The organism is Rhodococcus sp. T9N (assembly GCF_024436645.1).
Taxonomy (GTDB): domain Bacteria; phylum Actinomycetota; class Actinomycetes; order Mycobacteriales; family Mycobacteriaceae; genus Rhodococcus_F; species Rhodococcus_F qingshengii.
In genome coordinates this window covers 178,507-200,466 of the sequence record NZ_JAMSKS010000012.1, presented here as the reverse complement: position 1 = coordinate 200,466, position 21,960 = coordinate 178,507, and the positions used below count along the sequence as shown (strand labels likewise).

The window sequence follows — 21,960 nt, the reverse complement described above, 5'->3', positions numbered from 1 at the left end:
CGGAATTCGCCCTAGACTGCGCTCCTGCACTAGACGTCGGAGCAAGGTGGGGACGATGACAGAACACACCAGTACGGGCGCGGGCCACGGCCGGGCCGTTATGCCGATCATCCGGATGCGCGCACGCAGCCGCGACGAGAACCATCGCGCATCGACACCACTCGAACTGTTCTTCGACCTGTGTTTCGTGGTTGCAGCCGCACAGGCCGGAGTTCAACTGGTGCATGCTGTTGCCGAGGGCCACTACGCCGACGGCATCGCCGGCTATATGTTCGTCTTCTTCGCGCTGTGGTGGGCGTGGGTGAACTTCACCTGGTTCGCGTCTGCCTACGACACGGACGACGTCCCCTACCGGGTCGCGACCTTCGTACAGATTTGTGGCGTGCTCGTCTTCGCCGCCGGAATCCCCGACGCATTCGACGGAACCGACCGTACGACGGCCATCGTCGGCTACCTCATCATGCGAATTGCGCTCACCTGCCAATGGCTTCGAGCCGCCAGCGGTGAATCCGGTGCAGCGCGAACGACTGCTCTGCAATATGCCGCCGGGCTCGTGATCGTCCAGGCCGGCTGGATCGTGCTGCTTCTGATGCCGGCGTCGGCGTGGATTCCGGGCTTCTTCGTTCTCATGATCGCCGAACTCGCGGTGCCGGCGATCGCCGAACGCAACCACCAGACGCCGTGGCACCCGCATCACATCGCCGAACGCTACGGCCTCTTCACCATCATCATGCTCGGCGAAACCATCGCTGCCGCGACCATCGCGGTCCAATCCGGCATCCGGGATTTCGACGCCGCCGATCTACTGATTCCGATTGCCGTCGGCGGAGTTCTGATCGTGTTCTCCGCGTTGTGGATCTACTTCGCCGTCCCGATCCACGAGTACCTCGCAGACCAAGGCAATCGCGCCGTCCTGTTGTGGGGATACGGGCACTACTTCGTATTCGGATCCGCTGCGGCCATCGGCGCCGGCATCGAAGTAGCCGTCGAGGAAGCAGTTGGCGAAGCGCACATTTCGACGTTCGCAGCATCTGCCGCGGTCACGATTCCGGCCGCGATGTTCCTGATCTTCGTGTGGCTCATGCATTCACGCCACTTCAAGCGCGACAGGATCGAGCAGGCCGTTCTACCGGTGAGTGCAATCCTGGTTCTCGCCTGCACATTTGCCGGACACTGGGCTGTCCCGCTCGCCGGACTGGTGGCGGCGGGAACCGTCGGAGTCGGTGTCGGCCTGAGTACTCGGTCGAAGAGCTGACTCAGATTTCCGGAGCCGGAGCCTCGCCCTTGCTCTGCGGCTCGTGCTGCTTGAGCTCACCGCGCATCTTGTCGAGATCCTTTCCACGCTTTTTGTACATGTAGCCGAGCGCGACAAGTCCAAGGAACAACGCAACGCCCAGGACGGCACCGACAACGGATGCTCCGCGGAATCCGGGGCCGTCGACGTCGAGGATCCGCTCGCCCGCATGCGCAGCGTTGTTGTTGCCGAGAACAACTGTCAGAGAGAGCAGATTCGGCAGCGCGAAGATCACACCCAACGCGAGAGCCGTGATCTGCATGATTCGAGCATGCTTGCGCTTGCGCACCTGCCAGACCGCCCGGAAGAAGATGAGCGGGACCAGGGTGCACACGAGACCGAACAGCAGCCCCCACGCGATTCCGGCGCTGAAACTGCCGTTCGCCAACGACGCAATGCGCTGCGCCCACCAACGCGGAAGGAAGGCGGCAAGGATGAAGTAAGCGATGACCAGGACCACCGCCATCACTGCGATCCCGATGGCCTTCTTCGCCCACGGCGGCATGCCCGGTTTTGCGGTGGCCGGTGAAGTTTCCGGTGTCGTCATGACAATTCCTCGTCTAGTCGGCGTCTGTACTGACGAATCTATCCGTTACGGGCGTTCCTCATCCGCATCGAGAACGATCCGGGCAAGCCGCTTCGGCGCAACGAGGGTGAACGAGGTGTAGATCCACTCCTCCAGTTGCGACCATTTCTCCTCGGAAACGTCGGTGCCGATGTCGAGTGCAACCCACCCGTGTCGACCGAGTCCATAGCCCGCAGCACTTGCGCCTGGTTCGGTGGCCACCACCGCTTCGGCTTCCTCCTTGCTCAGCTTGACGGTCAAGGAGGTGGCTTCGACGTTGCAGAACACGAAGTTCTTGCCGCGGACCCGGAACGTCGGGTGGCCGTCCCACGCTTCGATGTCGACGCGCTCCGCTTCCGGCAGCGACAGCGAGATCTCTTCGAGTCGACGCATGTTGTCGGGCATGGAGACGATTCTGCACGCCCGGTACCGAGCTTGACACCCGCGACACAGCTAGGCTCGGCGACGACCGCGTCACCGAACTCCGAACACAGGGAGACTGGCATGCGCACGTTAGTTCATCTCGTTCTGCTCATTTGTGGAATCGCCGTTGCCGTCGGCTCGTTCATGTACGTACTGGCCGGGGTCAAACCCGACAACGTTCGCCTCGAGGACCTGCGGGACGGCTTTCCGGCCGGGTGGGCAATCGAGCAACTCGGCGATCAGTCCGTGACCTTCTACCGGTCGATGGCGATACTTCTGCTCGCCGCCGCCGTATTGATTCTGATCGCCGCATTGTTCGGTTCTCGCATCGCAGCATGGATCGGAATTATCGTGGGATTGGGGACTCTTGGCACGTTCTACTACCGCGTGAACGATCAGTTCGACAATGTCATCAGGGAAAACTACTCCACGATCCTGACAAATCAGACAGGATTCATTCTGACGGCCGGCGGACTGATTCTCGCTCTCCTAGCGTGCCTGGTCCCCCGCGAGAAGACCCGAGCCTGACCGCTCGGCAACCGGAGGGTTACCGTCGACGCCGACATTCACTAGTGTCTGCAACAGCCGGGTACTGACGAGTAGTACCCCAGAAGAGGTAGGGCATCAATGGCATCGCTTGACGACCTTCTATCCCAGATCCCCATCGACCAGATCGCGCAGCAACTCGGCGTCGACCAGGCAACTGCCGAATCGGCGGTCAAGACTGCACTTCCGACCCTCGTCGGTGGCCTCGGCGCCAACGCGCAGGATCCCGCCGGTGCAGCCTCGCTGGAAAGCGCGTTGCAGTCTCACGCCGACACCAGCCTTCTCGACGACGGCGTCGACATCAGCAAAGTCGACACCGCTGACGGTCAGAAGATCGTCTCGAACATCTTCGGCGGCAACACCGATCAGGTCGCCAGCGCACTGGGCGGTGTCGGTGGCGGCGGTGGAAACGATCTGGTGAAGCAGTTGCTGCCGATCCTCGCTCCCATCGTCCTGGCCTACCTCGCCAAGCAGTTCACCGGTGGCGGTGCCGGCGCGCAGACTCAGGCCTCCGGTGGCGGCGGGCTCGGGGATCTCCTCGGCGGAATTCTCGGCGGCGGCGGCAATTCCGGCGGCGGCATCGGCGGCGCACTCGGCGGCATCCTGGGTGGATCCGGTGGCGGCGGCCTCGGAGACCTGCTCGGCGGCCTCCTCGGCGGCGGCAAGAAGTAAGACGCTCGACAGATTCGCACTGCGGCGATCCCGTTCGGGGTCGCCGCAGTGCTCTGTTCAGTCAATCGTCGAAGATCGAAACATCCTCAGTGACAAGGCAAACGCAACCAACAGCAGCGCGCCCACAAAAGTACTGACCCCGACCCAACCGCCACCCGCGTATGCAAGACCCGCGAGGGCGCCCGCCACGGACGAACCCGCGTAGTAGGCAAACAGATACAACGCCGACGCCTCGGCCCGGTGATCGGTAGCGATCAGCCCCACCCAACCGCTGGCCACCGAATGTGCGGCGAAGAATCCTCCAGTGAAGAGCAGCATCCCCACGAGCGTCAACGCCAGATTGTCCGGAACGGTCAGTGCCAGGCCGATACCGATGACGACAACCGACCCGAGCAGCACGCTGCGCCTACCCAGTCGGTCAGAGGCCCCGCCGGCTACCGCCGAGGTGAAAGTTCCGGCAAGGTAGAAAAGGAACACCAGGCCCACAAGCGCTTCAGGAAGGCCGAAAGGTGCTGCCGTGAGCCGAAACCCGAGGAAGTTGTAAATCGACACGAAGCCGCCCATCAGGATGAATCCCAAAGCGAAGAGTGTTCGCAGCGACGGGTTCGCAAGGTGGCGTCGTAGATTCGACGCGATCGTGCGCGCCGATATCGGTTGCGGGCGAAAGAACTTCGACGCGGGAAGCCGCCGGATCATGTTGAGCGCGAACAATGCCGACAGCGCGGACGCAGTCAACAGCGCCCAACGCCACGTACTGAAATCGACAACGGCCGACGGCACGAGCCGTCCGATCAGCCCACCGATCGTCGTGCCGGCGACGTACCTTCCCATCGCTGCACCGAGGTCCTTCCGATCGACCTCCTCGGCCAGATAGGCCATCGCCACCGCCGGGACACCGGCCAGAGCCAATCCTTGTGCTGCGCGTCCGACCAGCAGAACCTCGATCGTCGGACTCAGCGGCAGAAGTAAACCGATCACACAGGACGCCGACGCCGACGCGATCATCACCCGCGTGCGACCGAACCGCTCGGAGAGCGCACTGGCCGGAATGATTGCCAACGCCAACATGCCCGTCGTCGCCGAGACGGACAGCGCAGACACCGCAGGCGAGACGTGGAAGTCTTCGGCGAACGCAGGCAGCAACGCCTGTGCCGCGTACATCGAGATGAACGTCGACAGCCCGGCCGCGAACAACGCAACGGTCACGGTTCGATATCCCGATGTTCCGCGGCGAAGCGGCATCACTTCGGATTCGATCACATTCTCGACAGTCACCACGTACCTCCAGGCATCACTTACCTCCGGCAAGAATCCTCCCGCCCCGACTTGGCAAAAGAAAATGCATAAACTTGGTGTTCTATATGCTCTGGGGGTATATAGATTGGGTTCGTGATGCTGACCGAAGACCTCGAATGGTTTGTCGTGCTCGCCGAAACCCAACAGGTGACCGCTACCGCGGATCTGACTCACCTGTCGCAGCCGACCCTTTCGCGCAAACTCGCACGTCTCGAACGACAGATCGGCGTGACACTCTTCGACCGTCAGGGACGCCGACTCGAACTGAACCGGTACGGCGAGATCCTCTATCGACATGCTCGCATCGCACTGCGTGCCCTCGACGCCGCGCAGACCGAAATCCAGTCGCTGGCGAGCCCCGAGAGCGGCACGGTCCGGCTCGACTTCCTCCACTCGTTCGGCACCTGGTTGGTGCCGCACATGCTGCGCGGATACCGCGTCGAGCATCCCGGAGTGCGATTCGAACTGCATCAGGACAGCGCGCAGTTCCTGGTCGACAGAATCGCCGCCGGCACGTCCGACCTGGCCGTCGTCTCGCCTCAGCCGCGCGATCCGCAGGTGGCGTGGATGCAGATCGCCCAGCAGTCACTGGCATTGGCTGTTCCGGCTGATCATCGCTTTGCGAAGTTGCATTCGGTCGAGCTTGCGGACGCGGCCGACGAACCGTTCATCGGTATGCATCCGAACTTCGGGATGCGAAGAATTCTCGATGAACTGTGCGCGGCCGCAGGACTCACTCCGAATTTCGTCTTCGAGAGCAGCGAGCTGGCAACGGTCGGCGGACTGGTCTCCGCGTCCTTCGGTGTCTCGGTCATGCCGGTTCAGGATCCACCGATCTGGGCCGAAGGAGTCGTCTACGTACCGATCGAAGGAGCACAGCGAAAAATAGGGCTGATCTGGTCGAAGAGCCGCGAGCTGTCCGATCCCGCCCGGACGTTCCGCGACTACGTCGAAAGAACGACTTGGTAGTGAAAGTGCCCCCGGATAACTACGGATCGGTAACATCCCTCGAGGGGAGCAATTTTCATGCCATTCTTTTCAAACCTACGGTGCCGTAGGCTGGGGCGAAGTCGCGCATTCACTCAACATGGAGGCAAGAAATGACGAGGATTCTGACGCAGCTGGAGCTGCTACAAGAGCTGCAGCCGGTTGCCGAGGAGAACGTCAACCGCCACATCTCCATGGCCAAGGAATGGCATCCACACGACTACGTTCCGTGGGACGAGGGCCGTAATTTCGCAGCCATGGGCGGCGAAGACTGGAGTCTCGAACAGTCACAACTCGGCGAGGTAGCTCGCGCCGCGATGATCACCAACCTGCTCACCGAGGACAACCTGCCGTCGTACCACCGTGAGATCGCCGAGAACTTTTCGCAGGACGGTGCCTGGGGAACGTGGGTCGGCCGGTGGACCGCCGAGGAGAACCGCCACGGCATCGTGATGCGTGACTACCTCGTCGTCACGCGCGCAGTCGACCCCGTCGAGCTCGAGCGCTTCCGCATGGAACACATGACAAACGGTTACAGCGCACCCATCGACGAGGGCGACGCCGGCCTGCTGCACTCGGTCGCCTACGTGACCTTCCAGGAACTCGCGACGCGCGTCAGCCACCGCAACACCGGCAAGGCCTGCGACGAGCCGATTGCCGACAAGATGCTTCAGCGCATCGCGGCCGACGAGAACCTGCACATGATCTTCTACCGCAACATCTGCGCCGCCGCGCTCGATCTTGCTCCCGATCAGGCGCTCAAGGCTGTGGCGAACATCGTCCAGAACTTCCAGATGCCCGGTGCCGGCATGCCGAACTTCTGCCGTAACGGCGCCCTCATGGCCAAGCACGGCATCTACGACCTTCGCCAGCACCTCGACGAGGTCGTCTGGCCTGTCCTGCGCAAGTGGAACATCTTCGAGCGCAACGATTTCAGCGCCGAAGGCGAGAACACGCGCGAAGAGTTGGCGGCCTTCCTCGAGACACTCGCCGCCAACGCGACGAAGTTCGAGGAACAGCGCGATCGCATGCTCGCACGCGAAGCCGCCAAGCGCGAACAGCAGGCTTCTTAGTTTCACCAGCTATTCTGTGCCCGGTACCGGATTCGGTACCGGGCACTTCCAATTGTCACAAGTATTTGTTCAGAGGTAGACATGTCATCCCTTCGTATCGGTTCACTCGAGCTGCACAGCCCCGTGGTCCTCGCACCCATGGCGGGCGTCACCAACGTCGCCTTCCGCACGCTGTGCCGTGAACTCGAACTCGAACGTGCAGGCAGCACGTCCGGGCTCTACGTCTGCGAGATGGTCACCGCCCGCGCGCTCGTCGAACGCCAACCCGCCACGATGCACATGACCACGTTCGGTCCGACCGAGACGCCCAGGTCGCTGCAGCTGTACACCGTCGACCCGGATACGACTTACGCCGCGGCCAAGATGATCGTCGACGAGAACATGGCCGATCACATCGACATGAACTTCGGCTGCCCGGTACCCAAGGTGACCCGCAAGGGCGGTGGATCGGCGCTACCGTACAAGCGTCGACTGTTCGGTCAGATCGTCGCGGCAGCCGTGCGCGCCACCGAAGGCACCGACATTCCGGTCACCGTCAAGATGCGCGTCGGCATCGACCCCGAACATCACACGCACCTCGACGCCGGCCGGATCGCCGCAGCTGAAGGCGCCGCTGCCGTCGCACTTCACGCACGTACCGCGTCGCAGCGCTACTCCGGCACTGCTGACTGGAACGAGATCACGCGCCTCAAGGAACACGTCACCGACGTGCCGATCCTCGGCAACGGCGACATCTTCGACGCCTCGGATGCTGCCCGCATGATGAACGAGACCGGCTGCGACGGCGTCGTCGTCGGACGCGGCTGCCTCGGACGGCCATGGCTGTTCGCGGAACTCAGCGCAGCTCTCAACGGACAACAGATCGCCACGCCGCCGACGCTCGGCGAAGTCACCAAGATCATCGCCCGTCACGCCCAACTGCTCGCCGCACATCACGGTGAAATGAAGGGTCTGCGCGAACTTCGCAAGCACGTCTCCTGGTACATGCGTGGGTTCCCGGTCGGATCGGATCTGCGGGTCTCGATGGCTCTGGTCAGTACGTTGTCCGAACTGGACGATCTGCTCGGACAGCTCGACCACGACGTCCCGTTCCCCAAGGACGCCGAAGGCCCGCGCGGACGCCAAGGCTCACCCGGTCAGGTAGCACTCCCGGAAGGTTGGCTCGACGATCCCGAAGACGACCTTGTGCCGGTGGGAGCTGACATGATGCACTCTGGTGGCTAGCGAAAACACGCCGTCGGATTACTCACATCACTTTCTGAGTGAAGCACTCAGGATTCACCAGTAATATGGCTCCAGCTTCGTCGACAACCGGTTGACGCCGGCATCTGAATGACGAGTTACTGACAGTCGACGACGGGACAGGTTGCATCGGTGGGTGATGATCACGATTCGGGCCCACCTCCGCCCGAGAGCCGCGCCCCCTGGGAACGTCCGCTCGCAGACAAGCGCTTCCGCAACGCCCGACCGGACCAACCGGCAACGCCCCAGCGCCCTGCCACACCCCCGCGACCAACACCGCAACCACCCAGTCCCCCGGAGCGTCGCAGCAGTGGACGTACCGGGCGACGGGACTCGCCTCCGACCGACGACTCTGTTTCGGTCGCCGAGTTGGTCCGTCGGGTAGGCGACAAGAAGCCGCCACCAGCCCCGGCTACGCCGCCCAAGCCGGCGCCGAACAAATCCGTACCACCCAAGACTCAATCTTCAGCAGCGTCGTCGCCGCCCCCCGCCCGGCCGATTCCCGCCCGTCCGACCGTTCCGCCCGCCGCTGCGGACTGGATCACCGAAGAACATCCCGTCACCTCCGCAGTGCCGCGGGTAGTCGGTGACACCGGCGCCACTCGTCTGGCGCAAAGCAAGATTCGCCGCCGCCATCGCGCAAAAGTGATCGGCCGATCGGCAGTAGCGTTCCTGGCCGTCATGTCTCTCGCGTTGACCGGCGTCGTGTGGGGCTATCTGCGCTCGGTCGAAGGCGGATTCGATCAGATTGCGGCACTCGACACCGAGTCCGACGACATCATCGACGCCGGTGGTCAACTCGGCGACGAGACGTACCTGATCATCGGCACCGATACCCGCGCCGGTGCGAGCGGTGAGATCGGCGCCGGAACCGTCGAAGACGCCGAAGGCGCCCGAGCCGACACGGTCATGCTGGTGAACATTCCCGCCGACCGAAGCCGCGTCGTCGCCGTCTCCTTCCCGCGTGACCTCGACGTCGAACGTCCGATCTGTCAGGGATGGGACAACGACGCCGGCAAGTACACCAGCGAAACCTTCCCGGCAGCGAGCGGCGACAAACTCAATGCGACGTACGCACTCGGTGGCCCCAAATGCCTGGTCAAGGTCATCCAGAAGATGTCCGGCCTGAAAATCGGGCACTTCGTCGGAATGGACTTCGCCGGTTTCGAGCGCATGGTCGACACCGTCGGCGGTGTGAACGTCTGCTCCCCCGGACCGATCGAAGACGGCATCCTCGGAACCGTCCTCGCCTCCGGCGGCACGCAGATGCTCGACGGCCGTACCGCCCTCAACTACGTGCGTGCTCGCCACGTCGAAGCCGAGGGCAACGGCGACTACGGGCGCATCACCCGTCAGCAGAAGTTCCTGTCGGCGCTGCTCCGCTCGGCCCTGTCCAACCAGGTCCTCCTGAATCCGAGCAAGCTCAACGGATTCATCAACGCCTTCACCAGCGACACGTTCGTCGAAAACATCGACACCAAGTCACTGGTCACCCTCGGTCGCTCGCTCCAGAACGTCGACGCAGGCGCGGTCACGTTCTTGACGGTCCCCACGGACGGCACCAACGACTGGGGCAACGAGATTCCTCGCACGGACGAGATCAAGTCCCTCTTCCAGGCGATCATCGACGACGATCCGCTTCCGGGTGAAGAGCGCGAGGACACCACACCGTCGTCGACCAGTTCCACGACAACCGCTCCTACGTCCAGCACGCCGCCGGCCGCCACTTCCGTCGAGGCAATGAGCGCCTACAACATCTCGGTCGACGTCTCCAACGCCTCGGGAATCGCCGGGCAGGCCGCGACAATCGCCGACAGCCTCGCGGCCTACGGTTTCCAGATCTCCACAGTCGGTAACTTCAGCGCAGCCACCGGCCTGGCGAATGCCCAAGCGTCGACCACCGTCGTGCGCTACGCCGCAGGTTACGAGGCTGAAGCGGTGACCGTCGCGTCCTCGATTCCCGGCGCGGTTCTGGTTCTCGCTCCGAGCATGGGAGACATGATCGAGGTCGTCGTCGGAAGCAATTTCGCCGGCACCGTCGTCGCCCCCGCGGACCCGGGAACCATCCTGGCGGCAAATCCGACGTCGGTCGACACCAGCACCTCGACGGCTCTGCCCGCCGACATCGCCAGCGTCAACGCCGGCGACACCACCTGCGACTGACACGCGTTCATTCACCTTGCGTTCACCTGGTGCTTGTGACTTGGTCTTTCACGGCACGTAGGCTCTGACCTCATGCGCGTGGCTTACAACGAACAGATGACCGAGCTTGCAGACACGCTCGGCGAGATGGCAGGACTGGCAGGTGCCGCTATGGAGCGCGCCACCCAGTCCCTGCTCCAGGCAGACCTGTCCCTGGCAGAACAAGTAATCGGCGAACACGACAAGATCACCGAACTCAGCACCATCTGCGAGGAGCGCGCGTTTGCGTTGCTCGCCTTGCAGGCTCCCGTTGCCGGAGATCTGCGCTCGGTGGTCAGCGGAATCCAGATCGTCGCCGACATCGACCGCATGGGCGCACTCGCCCTGCACGTCGCCAAGATCGCGCGCCGCCGACATCCCAACCACGTGCTTCCTGAAGAGGTCAACGGCTACTTCGCCGAGATGGGACGCATCGCTGTCTCCATCGGTGCGGCCGCCAAGGTCGTCCTCGAGACCCGCGACCCCGAGCGCGCTGCCCGTCTGCGCGAAGAAGACGAAGCGATGGACGACCTCCACCGCCACCTCTTCACCGTCCTCATGGACCGTGAGTGGAAGCACGGCGTTGCCGCCGCAGTCGACGTCACGCTGCTCGGCCGCTTCTACGAGCGATTCGCCGACCACGCCGTCGAGGTCGGCCGACGTGTCATCTTCCTGGTGACCGGCAAGCTGCCCGAAGAGCCCGAAACCACCGAGAAGGTCGACAACCTCACCTCGTACCCGGATCTCTGAACCCAACCGTCCACGTGAGTAAAAGGCGGCCGCGCACTTGCGCGGCCGCCTTTCCTATTCAGTTCTCGTGCAACCAGGTTTCCAACGTGGGTCCTGCAGTTGTGGATCCCGGCGCGGGCAGCAACGCCCCACCCTTCATCGCCTTACCCGCTCCCGGCATCGAGATCGGGATCAGCCACTTACGTCGGCCACGGTATTTCAAGATCTCGCGCGTCATGGCCGGGATCTCGAGGACCTCGGGCCCGGCCAGGTCCGGAGCCCTCCCGGTCGGACCGTTCTGAGCGCAGGTCACGAGCGCCTCGGCAACGGTCTTCGCTGCCACCGGTTGTGACCGCATCCGAGGAACCATCGCGATCGGCCCCAGTCCGAACAGCGCGATCGTCTTCTCGCCGAACTCGAACCACTGAGTGGATCGCAGGATCGTGAAAGGAATACTCGACGCTTCCACCGCGCGTTCCTGCGCAGCCTTCCCCTGGTAGTAACCGAAGGACTTCAATCGCGGATCGTCGCAGTTCACGATCGAGAGCAGCACGTGATGCTTAACGCCTGCTCTGGCTTCGGCCGCGGCGATGTTCTTCGCTGCCGTCTCGAAGAACTCGATTGCCTTCTTGGCACTGTTGGTGACGTGATCACTCACGTCGACGACCACGTCGGCACCGACAAATGCTTCGTCCAACCCCGCACCCGTGGAGATGTCTACTCCCGTCGATCGAGCGGCGGCGACGACGTCATGGCCCCCGATTTTCGCCTGCTCGACGACCAGCTTTCCCATCTGGCCGGTTCCGCCCAGAACAACAATTCGCATGATGCCTCCGTCAAACCCGTGCGCCCGGCTCTCTTCGGCCTGGTCACATACTGGACGACGCAGCCTCCCGAAGTGTGACGGTCGGGCGAATCAGTCGCTGTACTTCTGCGAAACCCGCCCACGCCACCGCGACCAGATCGGATCCAACGCTGCGCTCGCCTCGTGTGCGTGATCGGCCACGGCCCGTGCCAGCATCCCTGCTCCCGCCAGCGGCGTCACGTGCCCTTCGACGTCGTCGGAAGTCTTGATCCCCAACAGCATGGTCGTACCGAGCACGCGATGGCCACCGAGAATTCCCGGCAGCGAACGGCCCGGCACGCTACGCAGGTCGAGAGTTTCCACGAGCAGCGCGTCACCGTCGACGGTAATGCGCTGATCCGAGCGAAGGGCACCGCCGGTTTCGCCGGTCCGGCCGAACACGATCATCTCGTCGAGCAGCGCAACCGCATCGGATTCCAGTGAAATATCCACGCGCCTGGTCACATCCGCGCCGCCCGCGACGACAAACGGTGCCGCGCGCCAGATCAGCGCCGCACCGGCGCCGACGCTCGCCGAAGCCGACCACGACGCCCGGCCGCCACGCGCGTTGTACGCGACGGTCCCCGACGGCTCGATCACCTCGAGGCACGTACCCGGAGCGACTACGAATTCGATACGCAGGTCGTCGCCGGCCAGCAGCGTTGCACTGTGGCCTACCAAGGCAATTCGCACGGTGAGCCCGCGAGCGTCGACGAACCGCGGGGCCAGGAAGTCGCCCGAGATCAGCTCTCGCGCAACAGCGGTGTCACCCACTCTCTCGACGACGACCCGCGTAGCTCCAGTGCGCATCAGTGAGCGTGAGAGTGGCTGTGCCCGTGACCGTGACCGTGGTCTTCTTCATCGGCATGGAAGTGCGGCGCCATCGGCCCCGGATCCTGCGGGGTGTGACTACCCGCGCGATGAGATGCGATGACCTGGCGGAGCCACGCACTGAGCTGGTCGATCGTTGAGTGATCCTTCTGGCTGAGCGCGAGAACTGGAAGTCCGTCACGCGCGGCCGTGGCATCGGCAACCATCTGGACCGCGTCGACGTCGACGTACGGGGCCAGGTCGATCTTGTTGACCACCAACAGATCTGCCCGCTCGATTCCGGGACCGCCCTTGCGGGCGACGTCTCCGCCGCCCGCGACGTCGATGCAGAAGATCTGGGCGTCGACCAGTGCCGGACTGAACGTGGCGGTCAGGTTGTCACCGCCGCTTTCCACGATCACCATGTCGAGGGGATGGAACTGACGCTCGAGGTCTTCGACCGCAATGAGGTTCGGCGTGACGTCGTCACGAATAGCCGTGTGCGGGCACGCACCGGTCTCGACTGCGACGATGCGCTCGATCGGCAGAACGTTGGCCGCGCGCAACAGTCGCGCGTCCTCGTCGGTGTAGATGTCGTTGGTGACCACCGCGATCTCGTACTCCGCCGCGAGTTCGCGGCAGATGGTGGCGATGAGGGTGCTTTTGCCGGTGCCGACGGGGCCGGCAACGCCGAGCCTCAAACCTCTTGCAGCAGTGGTGGTGTTGTTCAGGTTGTCAAGCACGGAAAATCCTCCTGGATCGAGCGTGGTGTTCGAGTGACCATTGTTCGACCAACGGCCCTGTTGTTGCGGGTATATCTGCGACGCCCTCGACGGCTACGGCAGCCGCGGCGACGGTTTCGATGGTCGGGGCTGCTCGGAGCAACCATTCGACCGGTTCTGCCGGATCCACCGGCAGTAGCTTCAATGCCGCCGACGCCACCGTTTGGGCGTCGTCGTACAAACAAGATCTGGCTGCCTGTAGGTCGTCCATCCCGGAGACCGCCGTGAAGACGCCCAACGCGAGCGGACGCATCGGATGCCCAGGCAGCGCCATGAGCATCTGCACCGCGGGGTGCTGCGGCCACAATCGCGACGCCAGTCTCGCCAGCCCACGGCCGAGCTGAATCGACGCCTCACGCAGCGGTGCGCTGGGAGTCCGAGCGAGCAGTTCCCTCGAGATGTCCTCGAGTTCGCCTGCACTACCCTCACTTACGGCCCAGCGGCGCGTGACCACCGTTGAAGCGGCCTCGACAAGTCCGACTGTTTCGAGTCGACCGCGAATGAAGTCAGGGACCTGACTCTGCAGGAGTCCGCCCGCCAGTGCCGGTTCCAACCCCGACGAGTGCGCGTGACCGCCGGTAGGCAGACGCCCGTCTGCCAAGAGCATCGATGCTATCTCGGCAGACGCCGTCTCGATCGACATGGTTTCAGAACAGCATGTAGCGCTGAGCCATCGGCACTACGTCAACGGGGTTGGGCGCGATCAGGTCGCCGTTGACCTTGATGGCAAACGTCTCCGGATCGACGTCGATGGACGGCAGCGCCGTGTTGTTCGGCATGTCCGCCTTGGTGAGGTGTCTCGTCGGACGAACACCGGTAAGGGTGCGGGTGAGACCGAGACGATCGGCCAGACCGTCCTCGATGGCCATCGGAGAGACGAACGTCGTGGACAGGTGCGGGGCCGATCCCGGAGTCGCCGCGATGGCCGGGCGAACGAACACCGGCTGCGGGGTCGGGATAGCAGCATTCGGATCACCAAGCGGCGCAGCAACTATCGCCCCGCCCTTGATCACGGCAGAAGGACGGACTCCGAAGAACGCGGGATCCCACAGCACCAGGTCCGCCATCTTCCCTGCCTCGACCGAGCCGATCTCGTGATCGATACCGTGCGCCACCGCGGGGCAGATCGTGTACTTGGCGACGTAACGCCGCGCACGCTCGTTGTCGGCCGGCATGCTGGTGCCCAGCTTGCCGTACTGGGCCTTCATGACGTGAGCCACCTGCCATGTCCGCAGGGTCACCTCACCGATACGGCCCATCGCCTGGGCGTCGGACGAGGTGATCGAGATGGCTCCGATGTCGTGCAGAAAGTCTTCTGCTGCAATCGTTGTCGGCCGGATCCGGGACTCGGCAAAGGCAAGATCCTCCGGAACCCGGGGATTGAGCGCATGACACACGATGAGCATGTCGAGGTGCTCGGCAACCGTGTTGACGGTATGCGGCAACGTCGGATTGGTCGATGCCGGAAGAACGTTCGGCTCACCTGCCGTCACGATGATGTCCGGTGCGTGCCCGCCGCCGGCGCCTTCCGCATGGAACACGTGGATCCCGCGTCCGGCGATCGCATCCAAAGTGTGCTGTACGTAACCGGTTTCGTTGAGGCTGTCGGCGTGCAGCGCTACCTGGAGGCCGAACTCGTCGGCTGCGCGCAGAGCTGCGTCGATCGCAGCCGGAGTGGAACCCCAGTCCTCGTGGACCTTGAATCCGCCTGCGCCGGCGAGAGCTTCCTGACGCATGGCCTCATGACTGACGGTGCTGCCCTTGCCGAGGAGAAGAACGTTGAGCGGGATGTGGTCGAGGGCGCGGTGCATCATCGTCAAGGACCAGGCGCCGGGTGTGACGGTGGTTGCCTTGCTTCCCTCGGTGGGGCCCGTTCCGCCGCCCGCCACCGTCGTCGTACCGGTCGCGAGCGCCTCCATCATCTCGATTTCACTGAGGAAGTGCACGTGAGTGTCGATCGCACCCGCGGTGAGGATCTTTCCCTCACCGGCGATCACGTCGGTGCTCGGCCCGATGAGCAACTTGGGGTGCACGCCATCCATGATGTCGGGGTTACCGGACTTGCCGATCGCAACGATGCGTCCGTCGCGAATTCCGACGTCTGCCCGGACGATTCCCCAGTGATCGAGAATCACCGTGTTGGTGATGACGACGTCGAGAGCACCCTGGTCGCGAGTGGTCAGGCCCTGGCCCATCGACTCTCGGATGCTCTTACCGCCGCCGAAGACCATCTCGTCGCCGGTCGCGGTGTAGTCGTGCTCGATCTCGATCCACAGATCGGTGTCGGCCAAACGGATCTGGTCACCTGCGGTCGGGCCGTACAGGGAGGCGTAGCCGCGTCGATCGATCCTGCTCATTCGGCTGTCCTCTCAACTGTCGTCGCGGCGTCGTCCGGTGAATCCGCCTCGACTGGAACATCACTCACACGCACGTTCACCGAGGACGCTCGCAAAGGTTCTTCGACCTCGACGCCGGGCGTGCCGAACGGCATGACGGTCTTGGGCTCGCGCGCATGTGTCGGTAGGTCTTCGTCCGGCACGATCTGCAGGCCCGGAACCCTTTTGAGTCCGCCGAGCGCGATCAGTGTCACCGTTCTGCTGACCCCGGGTTCGAACCGAACCGACGTTCCCGAGGGGATGTCGAGCCGGAAGCCGTCTGCCGCTTCGCGATCGAAGGTCAACGCCGGGTTGGCCGCGGGAAGGTGGAGATGTGAACCGATCTGAATGGGGCGATCGCCGTCGTTGACGACGACCATCGTGATCTTCTCCGCGTCCGTGCCGAACTCGAGCGGTTCGGTGGACACACGTACTTCGCCGGGAATCATCGAATGGGCTCCGTCACGGTGACCAGTTTGCGACCGTCCGGGAAAGTGGCCTCCACCTGGACGTTTGCAATCATCTCGGGTACCCCTTCCATCACGTCGTCGCGGGTGAGCACTTGCCGACCGGCGTTCATCAGTTCCGCAACCGTCATTCCGTCACGCGCGCGCTCGAGAATCCAGCACGAGATCAGTGCCATCGCTTCGGGGTAGTTCAGCAGTACCCCGCGCTCGCGGCGGTCACGGGCGACCATGCCCGCGACGCTCAGGAGCAGCTTTTCGGTATCTGAAGGGGTGAGGTGCACTGACAAGCCCTTCCGGTTGTGAAACGACATCGATCGACAGCGTGCTGTCGGGCCGAGATTAGCATTGTCCGAAGCGTCGTCAGTATCCACGAGATTCACGTCGTCGGCTACTTCAGCGCCCACTCGGCGCACTTGCGCTGCTCATCGAATTATTCGGGCGCCCAACGACGCTCAGCTCTGCGCACCGGAGTGGGAACTATCACCACAACCAAAAAGTTTCACCCCCGTCTCCTGTTGGAAACGGGGGTGAAACATGATCGTGCAGGGTTGATCCCGGGACCTATCCGAAGCGGCCGGAGATGTAGTCCTCGGTGGCCTTCTGCGTCGGGTTCGAGAAGATCTTCTCGGTGTCGTCGATCTCGACGAGCTGACCGGGCTTGCCGGTTGCCTCGAGGTTGAAGAATGCCGTCTGGTCACTCACACGCGCAGCCTGCTGCATGTTGTGCGTGACGATGACGATCGTGAAGTCCTTCTTCAGCTCGGTGATCAGGTCTTCGATCGCGAGAGTCGAGATCGGGTCGAGCGCGGAGCACGGCTCGTCCATGAGCAGGACGTCGGGCGAGACCGCGATGGCACGCGCGATGCACAGACGCTGCTGCTGACCGCCTGAGAGGCCGCCACCGGGCTTGTCGAGGCGATCCTTGACCTCGTTCCACAGGTTGGCACCGCGCAGCGAACGCTCGGCCACCTCGTCGAGCTTCTTCTTGCTGCGCTCGCCCTGCAACTTCAAGCCCGCGACGACGTTGTCCTTGATGGACATGGTCGGGAAGGGGTTGGGTCGCTGGAACACCATGCCGATGGTCTTGCGAACACCGACCGGATCGACGTTCGAGCCGTAGATGTCCTCGCCGTCGAGCAGCACCGAACCCTCGACGCGCGCACCGGGAATCACTTCGTGCATGCGGTTGAGTGAACGGAGAACGGTGGACTTGCCGCAACCGGACGGGCCGATGAAGGCGGTGACGCTCCGGGGCGGGACGGACAGGCCCACATCGGCGACGGCGTGGAACTTGCCGTAGTAGATGTTGACGTCCTTGAGATCCAGACGCTTGGCCATTACCGGCTCCCTACTGAGTTGTTGACGCTGTTGAGTACGAACATGTTCCGAGGCCGCATCACTTACTTCTGACCTGTGAGAAGTGACCGATCAGCTTCGCGACGATGTTGAGGATCGCGATCAGCAGGATCAGGGTCAGTGCTGCGCCCCAGATGCGGTTGGTGCCGGCGTCGGTGGGGTTGTTCATCTCGGCGACCATGACGGAAGGCAGTGTGCCCATTTCGCCGTTGAACAGGTCGAAGTTGATGAACGGTGCGTAGCCGACGAGGATCAGCAGCGGTGCGGTCTCACCGAGCACGCGTGCCAGGGCCAGCATGACGCCGGTGATGATGCCGGGAAGTGCCGTCGGCAGAACGATTTTCGAGATGGTCTTCCACTTCGGCACACCGAGCGCGTACGACGCCTCTCGCAGATCCATCGGGACGATGCGCAGCATTTCCTCGGTGGAGCGGATGACGACCGGGACCATCAGAAGGACCAGAGCCAGTGACACCGCAAACGCGGACTTGGGGAAGCCGAAGGTCGCGATCCACAGGGCGTAGATGAACAGCGCGGCCACGATCGACGGAACACCGCTGAGGATGTCGACCATGAACGTGGTCAGCTTGCCCAGCTTCGACTTCCGGTCGGCGTACTCCACCAGGTAGATCGCGACGAAGATACCGAGCGGGATGGAGAAGACCGCGCACACGATGCCTTGCAGCAGGGTACCGATCAATGCGTGATAGATACCGCCGCCGTCGGCCGACGCCGTCAATCCGCTCAGCGAGTTGGTGAACCAGGTAGGCGACGTCAGAGCGGGCAGGCCCTTGGCGATGACCGTGAAGAGCACCCAGACCAACGGGATGAGCGCGATGACGACTGCCAGGCTCACCAGGATGGTCGCGATGACGTCCTTGGCACGACGACGAGCGCCGACGCCTTGGAAAGTGGGGGCCTTGACCGGCCGGTCCAGAGTGGAGGTCATGGGTCAGTCCTTCTTTCCGGCGATCACTGCGCGGGCAGCCGCGTTGACGACGAAGGTCAGTACGAACAGCACCAGTCCGGCCGCGATGTACGCGCCTGCCTGGATGTCGTTGTTGAACTCCGCGTAGCCGAGGGCGATCTTGGAGGCGATGGTCGAGCCGCCGTCGAACAGCGACCAGCCGAAGGCCTGAGAGGTGGTGCGCAGGATCAGGTAGAGCGCCATCGTCTCACCGAGTGCGCGTCCGAGACCGAGCATCGAGCCGCTGATGTAGCCGGACTTACCGAACGGGATGACCGTGGTGCGCACAACTTCCCAGCGCGTGGCGCCGAGGGCGAGTGCGGCTTCGATCTGTGATCGCGGGGTCTGGATGAACACCTCGCGGGTCACTGCGGTGATGACCGGAAGGATCATCACGGCGAGGACGATGCCTGCGGTGAAGATGGTGCCGCCACCGGTGATCGATCCGCTGCCGTCGGCGAAGAGCGGGAACCAGCCGAGAGTGTCGTTGAGCCACACCGCGACCGGGGTGATCGCCGGAGCGAAGACGAGAAGTCCCCACAGGCCGTAGACGATGGACGGCACAGCTGCCAGAAGGTCGATCGTGTACGACAGTGGCCGCGTGAGCCACTTGGGTGAGTACGAAGTCAGGAAGATCGCGATGCCCAGTGCGATCGGCATCGCGAGCACCAGTGCGAACAGCGAGACCAACACCGTGACCTGGAAAAGGTCGAGGACACCGAACGCCATCGCGTTGATGTTCTGCGTGACCCATTCACGGCTGGTCAGGAAGTTGACCTGGTTCCGGCTCAAAGCAGGAACAGCACGCCAGATCAGGAACGCGCCGATCGCCGCGATGACAACCGTGATGAAGATTGCCGAACCGGATGCGAGCGAGCTGAAGATGCGGTCTCCCGGACGGGTCACCGTCTTGCTGTTGCCGCTACCCGGACCGTCACCCTTCGGAGGATGCTCGGTTTCTGGAGCCTTGGTGGAAGTAATCGTGTCCTCCGTGGTGCCGTTCGGACCGCCCACCCCGGCCCCGCTGGTTGCGGGGCCGGGAGAACGAGATGTCGAGGTGATGGGCGCGTCACTCATGCGCGCTCACTTCCTTCACGTCTGAATGTAGATCCATGAGCTTGTCCGCACGAGTCTCTAGGTCAGCTGATTGCCGTGATGGACGCGTTGAGGCGATCCTGGACGTTGGACGGCAGCGGGACGTAACCCTGCTCGGCCAGGTTGGCCTGACCCTCGTTGGCCGCGCTCGTCAGGAACGACTTCACTGCTGCGGAGGTGTCCGCGTCGTAGCCCTTGGAGCAGACGATCGAGTACGTGGCGAGAACCAGCGGGTAGGCGCCGGCTTCGTTGGTCTTGAAGATCGACGCGAGGTCGAGCGTCAGGTCGCCGGTTGCGTCGGACTTGAACTTCGCGCCTGCGATCGACTTCGCGGCCGTGTCGTTGGTCAGTGCGACTGCCTCGGAGCCGGTGTTGATTTCGGCAACCGAGAGCTTGTTCTGATCGGCGAACGACTTCTCGACGTAGGTGATCGAACCCGGTGCCGTGGCAACTGCCTGTGCAACGCCCGCCGAACCCTTGGCGCCCTCACCGACGCCACCGGTGAAGTCGGACCCTGCGCCCGACGTCCAAGCACCGTTCGATGCCGCGTCGAGGTACTTCTGGAAGTTGTCAGTGGTACCCGAGGAATCGGAGCGGATCACGGTGGTGATCTTCTCGTCGGGAAGCGATGCACCGGAGTTGAGCGCGGCGATTGCCGGATCGTTCCACTTGGTGATGCCGCCGTTGAAGATCTTCGCGAGAACCTCTGCGTTGAGAACGAGCTTGTCGACGCCGTCGAGGTTGTATGCAACTGCGATCGGGCCGAAGACGAGGGGAAGGTTCCAGGCTTCGCCGCCGACGCAACGCTCCTTGGCCTTGTCTGCCTGCTCGTCCTTGATGGCCGAGTCGGAGCCGGCGAAGTCGATCTGGCCGGCGATGAACTGTGTACGACCGTCGCCCGAACCGCTGGGGTTGTACGCGACGTTGACCGTCTTGCCCTTTTCCTGGCACACGGAGATGTAAGTGGCGACGAACTGGTCCATGGCGTTCTTCTGTGCCGAGGAACCAGCGGCAGAGAGGTTGCTCTTGCCTTCGCACGTTGCGTTCGATGCGGACGCGTCCACACCCGTCGACGACGAGTTGTTGTCGCTGCCACATGCGGCCAAGGTCATGGCGCCCACGGCCACTACACCGAGCAGGGCACCACTGCGCTTGAGATTCACCAAGATCCTCCGGAAATCGCTACCGCCACGCCCACGATCGGGCGGCGACATGAGACGCAGAATGATTGAAATCTGCATCAGGCAACACGGCGCTGCCCACAGAGAAAAGTAGGCGGGCGCGGTGTCCGGCTGGACCACACATGGTTAACGGAGAATGAACAGACTGGACATTTCTGCGTGTCCGACTGTGACGTCAGAGCGCGCGGGCGTAAGCCATGTCCACGTGGAAGCGATCGAAGCCGAGTCGTTCGTACGTGTGGAGGGCGGCCGTGTTGTCGCCTTCGACGTACAGAAGGACGGTTCCGAGGCCGCGATCACGCAGGTAATGCATGCCCGCGAGAGTCAGCACTCGGCCGAGACCTCGTCCCTGCGCCGCGGGATCGATCCCCACGACGTACACCTCCCCCAGCTCCGGATCGTCACCTTCGGGTGCGTGCACCTTGGTCCAGTGAAAGCCGAGAAGAGTATCGGGATCGGTGTCCGCGAACGCCATGAACAGACCAGCAGGGTCGAACCAACCTTCGGCCGTTCTCTCGTCGATCTCCGCCTGGGTCCAGCCACCCTGCTCGGGATGCCAGGAGAAGGCCGCATTGTTGACGCGAAGGATCTCGGAATCGTCTTCGGGTCCACGATACGTCCGAATCGTCACACCTTCGGGCACAACGATTTCCGGAAGCTGCGGAGCATCGAGTGGTCGACGCAGCTGCAGGAGTTCACGAACGCTGACCAGATCGAGGCTCTTGGCGAATTCGACTGCGGCGTCGACGTTTCCGTGCGCCCAGACACGCGTGCCCGGCCGGCCCTCGTCGAATACCGCTGCAGCAAGACTGGTTCCGATGCCGCGACGCCGCGCCTGCGGGTCGACCACCAACTCGGCCATGTCGGGATGCTCGTCCGAACCGGCTTGCAGCTGCGCATAACCGACGACTGCATCGCCGTCGAGTTCGAGGAAGTGTCGCGCGCCGCCGCGCCCGGCAACGGCATGGCGCCCCTGTTCCGACACGGGCGCCTTGCCGTCGAACTCGGTTGCGCGATCGAGAAGCGCGGAAACCTGCTCGGCGAATCCAGCCGGCAGTGAATCTGTCCAACCCAC

23 protein-coding genes are annotated in these 21,960 nt (G+C 63.4%); 8 read left to right on the top strand and 15 right to left on the bottom strand.

Translation table 11 applies throughout. From position 1 onward, the window contains the following. Positions 1-55: 55 nt before the first annotated feature. On the top strand, positions 56-1,255 hold the full coding sequence (locus M1L53_RS20260) for a low temperature requirement protein A (RefSeq protein WP_007733865.1): 1,200 nt from the start codon (positions 56-58) through the stop codon (positions 1,253-1,255). A gap of 1 nt (position 1,256) precedes the next feature. On the opposite strand, the gene M1L53_RS20255 is transcribed toward M1L53_RS20260, so the two are convergent. Continuing rightward, the gene (locus M1L53_RS20255; RefSeq protein ID WP_003940111.1) at positions 1,257-1,841 is read right to left on the bottom strand and encodes a hypothetical protein; all 585 of its coding nucleotides are present in this window, start codon (positions 1,839-1,841) and stop codon (positions 1,257-1,259) included. A gap of 45 nt (positions 1,842-1,886) precedes the next feature. Beyond that, positions 1,887-2,264 carry an MmcQ/YjbR family DNA-binding protein gene (locus M1L53_RS20250; protein ID WP_007733864.1) on the bottom strand — a complete coding sequence of 126 codons (378 nt, stop codon included), beginning with the start codon at positions 2,262-2,264 and terminating at the stop codon, positions 1,887-1,889. 99 nt (positions 2,265-2,363) lie between these two features. Here M1L53_RS20250 and M1L53_RS20245 point away from each other — a divergent pair, with 99 nt between their 5' ends. Both M1L53_RS20245 and M1L53_RS20240 read left to right on the top strand, forming a co-directional pair. Further along, complete coding sequence (locus tag M1L53_RS20245; RefSeq protein WP_003939955.1) at positions 2,364-2,810, top strand: hypothetical protein; 447 nt, start codon at positions 2,364-2,366, stop codon at positions 2,808-2,810. A gap of 99 nt (positions 2,811-2,909) precedes the next feature. Then, positions 2,910-3,500, top strand: a complete 591-nt coding sequence (locus M1L53_RS20240) for a DUF937 domain-containing protein (protein WP_003940105.1) — start codon at positions 2,910-2,912, stop codon at positions 3,498-3,500. 57 nt (positions 3,501-3,557) lie between these two features. Here the strand turns inward: M1L53_RS20240 and M1L53_RS20235 are convergent, their stop codons facing one another. Beyond that, complete coding sequence (locus tag M1L53_RS20235; RefSeq protein WP_167349871.1) at positions 3,558-4,742, bottom strand: MFS transporter; 1,185 nt, start codon at positions 4,740-4,742, stop codon at positions 3,558-3,560. 147 nt (positions 4,743-4,889) lie between these two features. Between M1L53_RS20235 and M1L53_RS20230 the strand changes: the two genes are divergently transcribed. The 5 genes from M1L53_RS20230 (at position 4,890) to phoU (ending at position 11,029) form a co-directional block, all read left to right on the top strand. After that, positions 4,890-5,765, top strand: a complete 876-nt coding sequence (locus M1L53_RS20230) for a LysR family transcriptional regulator (protein ID WP_082238957.1) — start codon at positions 4,890-4,892, stop codon at positions 5,763-5,765. A 131-nt stretch (positions 5,766-5,896) separates the two neighbouring features. Next, positions 5,897-6,856: an acyl-ACP desaturase gene (locus tag M1L53_RS20225; protein ID WP_054188946.1), complete on the top strand. Its 960-nt coding sequence runs from the start codon at positions 5,897-5,899 to the stop codon at positions 6,854-6,856. An 81-nt stretch (positions 6,857-6,937) separates the two neighbouring features. After that, complete coding sequence (gene dusB, locus M1L53_RS20220; protein ID WP_003939756.1) at positions 6,938-8,080, top strand: tRNA dihydrouridine synthase DusB; 1,143 nt, start codon at positions 6,938-6,940, stop codon at positions 8,078-8,080. Between the two features lie 150 nt (positions 8,081-8,230). Further along, positions 8,231-10,261 (top strand): LCP family protein, encoded by a 2,031-nt coding sequence (locus tag M1L53_RS20215; protein ID WP_050654779.1) that lies wholly within the window; start codon positions 8,231-8,233, stop codon positions 10,259-10,261. 72 nt (positions 10,262-10,333) lie between these two features. Then, positions 10,334-11,029 (top strand): phosphate signaling complex protein PhoU, encoded by a 696-nt coding sequence (gene phoU, locus M1L53_RS20210; RefSeq protein ID WP_003940130.1) that lies wholly within the window; start codon positions 10,334-10,336, stop codon positions 11,027-11,029. A 58-nt stretch (positions 11,030-11,087) separates the two neighbouring features. Here the strand turns inward: phoU and M1L53_RS20205 are convergent, their stop codons facing one another. The 12 genes from M1L53_RS20205 to mshD form a co-directional block, all read right to left on the bottom strand. Then, a complete protein-coding gene (locus M1L53_RS20205; protein ID WP_003940029.1) occupies positions 11,088-11,834 on the bottom strand; it encodes an SDR family oxidoreductase in 747 nt (248 codons plus the stop codon). 90 nt (positions 11,835-11,924) lie between these two features. Continuing rightward, positions 11,925-12,662 (bottom strand): urease accessory protein UreD, encoded by a 738-nt coding sequence (locus tag M1L53_RS20200; protein WP_047271073.1) that lies wholly within the window; start codon positions 12,660-12,662, stop codon positions 11,925-11,927. Next, on the bottom strand, positions 12,662-13,405 hold the full coding sequence (gene ureG, locus M1L53_RS20195) for an urease accessory protein UreG (RefSeq protein WP_003939705.1): 744 nt from the start codon (positions 13,403-13,405) through the stop codon (positions 12,662-12,664). The genes M1L53_RS20200 and ureG overlap by 1 nt, the downstream gene beginning before the upstream one ends. Then, the gene (locus M1L53_RS20190; protein WP_007733855.1) at positions 13,398-14,087 is read right to left on the bottom strand and encodes an urease accessory protein UreF; all 690 of its coding nucleotides are present in this window, start codon (positions 14,085-14,087) and stop codon (positions 13,398-13,400) included. The genes ureG and M1L53_RS20190 overlap by 8 nt, the downstream gene beginning before the upstream one ends. Positions 14,088-14,091: 4 nt before the next feature. Continuing rightward, on the bottom strand, positions 14,092-15,801 hold the full coding sequence (locus M1L53_RS20185) for an urease subunit alpha (protein ID WP_030535249.1): 1,710 nt from the start codon (positions 15,799-15,801) through the stop codon (positions 14,092-14,094). Next, positions 15,798-16,268 carry an urease subunit beta gene (ureB, locus tag M1L53_RS34810; RefSeq protein WP_007733849.1) on the bottom strand — a complete coding sequence of 157 codons (471 nt, stop codon included), beginning with the start codon at positions 16,266-16,268 and terminating at the stop codon, positions 15,798-15,800. Before ureB ends, M1L53_RS20185 begins: the two co-directional genes overlap by 4 nt. Continuing rightward, positions 16,265-16,567 carry an urease subunit gamma gene (gene ureA / locus M1L53_RS20175; RefSeq protein ID WP_003939800.1) on the bottom strand — a complete coding sequence of 101 codons (303 nt, stop codon included), beginning with the start codon at positions 16,565-16,567 and terminating at the stop codon, positions 16,265-16,267. The genes ureB and ureA overlap by 4 nt, the downstream gene beginning before the upstream one ends. Positions 16,568-16,847: 280 nt before the next feature. Beyond that, positions 16,848-17,624 carry a phosphate ABC transporter ATP-binding protein PstB gene (pstB, locus tag M1L53_RS20170; protein WP_003939968.1) on the bottom strand — a complete coding sequence of 259 codons (777 nt, stop codon included), beginning with the start codon at positions 17,622-17,624 and terminating at the stop codon, positions 16,848-16,850. Between the two features lie 58 nt (positions 17,625-17,682). Continuing rightward, positions 17,683-18,591, bottom strand: a complete 909-nt coding sequence (pstA, locus tag M1L53_RS20165) for a phosphate ABC transporter permease PstA (protein ID WP_003940100.1) — start codon at positions 18,589-18,591, stop codon at positions 17,683-17,685. Positions 18,592-18,594: 3 nt separating this feature from the next. Beyond that, on the bottom strand, positions 18,595-19,686 hold the full coding sequence (gene pstC, locus M1L53_RS20160) for a phosphate ABC transporter permease subunit PstC (protein ID WP_007733846.1): 1,092 nt from the start codon (positions 19,684-19,686) through the stop codon (positions 18,595-18,597). A 62-nt stretch (positions 19,687-19,748) separates the two neighbouring features. Further along, the gene (gene pstS / locus M1L53_RS20155; protein ID WP_003940482.1) at positions 19,749-20,867 is read right to left on the bottom strand and encodes a phosphate ABC transporter substrate-binding protein PstS; all 1,119 of its coding nucleotides are present in this window, start codon (positions 20,865-20,867) and stop codon (positions 19,749-19,751) included. A gap of 193 nt (positions 20,868-21,060) precedes the next feature. Next, positions 21,061-21,960: a mycothiol synthase gene (gene mshD / locus M1L53_RS20150; RefSeq protein ID WP_054187699.1), complete on the bottom strand. Its 900-nt coding sequence runs from the start codon at positions 21,958-21,960 to the stop codon at positions 21,061-21,063.

Bases quoted from the DNA above. Each gene is read 5' to 3' on its own strand.
- M1L53_RS20260 (WP_007733865.1), top strand. From the start codon at position 56: ATGACAGAACACACCAGTACGGGCGCGGGCCACGGCCGGGCCGTTATG.
- M1L53_RS20255 (WP_003940111.1), bottom strand. From the start codon at position 1,841: ATGACGACACCGGAAACTTCACCGGCCACCGCAAAACCGGGCATGCCG.
- M1L53_RS20250 (WP_007733864.1), bottom strand. From the start codon at position 2,264: ATGCCCGACAACATGCGTCGACTCGAAGAGATCTCGCTGTCGCTGCCG.
- M1L53_RS20245 (WP_003939955.1), top strand. From the start codon at position 2,364: ATGCGCACGTTAGTTCATCTCGTTCTGCTCATTTGTGGAATCGCCGTT.
- M1L53_RS20240 (WP_003940105.1), top strand. From the start codon at position 2,910: ATGGCATCGCTTGACGACCTTCTATCCCAGATCCCCATCGACCAGATC.
- M1L53_RS20235 (WP_167349871.1), bottom strand. From the start codon at position 4,742: ATGCCGCTTCGCCGCGGAACATCGGGATATCGAACCGTGACCGTTGCG.
- M1L53_RS20225 (WP_054188946.1), top strand. From the start codon at position 5,897: ATGACGAGGATTCTGACGCAGCTGGAGCTGCTACAAGAGCTGCAGCCG.
- dusB (WP_003939756.1), top strand. From the start codon at position 6,938: ATGTCATCCCTTCGTATCGGTTCACTCGAGCTGCACAGCCCCGTGGTC.
- phoU (WP_003940130.1), top strand. From the start codon at position 10,334: ATGCGCGTGGCTTACAACGAACAGATGACCGAGCTTGCAGACACGCTC.
- M1L53_RS20205 (WP_003940029.1), bottom strand. From the start codon at position 11,834: ATGCGAATTGTTGTTCTGGGCGGAACCGGCCAGATGGGAAAGCTGGTC.
- M1L53_RS20200 (WP_047271073.1), bottom strand. From the start codon at position 12,662: ATGCGCACTGGAGCTACGCGGGTCGTCGTCGAGAGAGTGGGTGACACC.
- M1L53_RS20190 (WP_007733855.1), bottom strand. From the start codon at position 14,087: ATGTCGATCGAGACGGCGTCTGCCGAGATAGCATCGATGCTCTTGGCA.
- M1L53_RS20185 (WP_030535249.1), bottom strand. From the start codon at position 15,801: ATGAGCAGGATCGATCGACGCGGCTACGCCTCCCTGTACGGCCCGACC.
- ureB (WP_007733849.1), bottom strand. From the start codon at position 16,268: ATGATTCCCGGCGAAGTACGTGTGTCCACCGAACCGCTCGAGTTCGGC.
- pstB (WP_003939968.1), bottom strand. From the start codon at position 17,624: ATGGCCAAGCGTCTGGATCTCAAGGACGTCAACATCTACTACGGCAAG.
- pstA (WP_003940100.1), bottom strand. From the start codon at position 18,591: ATGACCTCCACTCTGGACCGGCCGGTCAAGGCCCCCACTTTCCAAGGC.
- pstC (WP_007733846.1), bottom strand. From the start codon at position 19,686: ATGAGTGACGCGCCCATCACCTCGACATCTCGTTCTCCCGGCCCCGCA.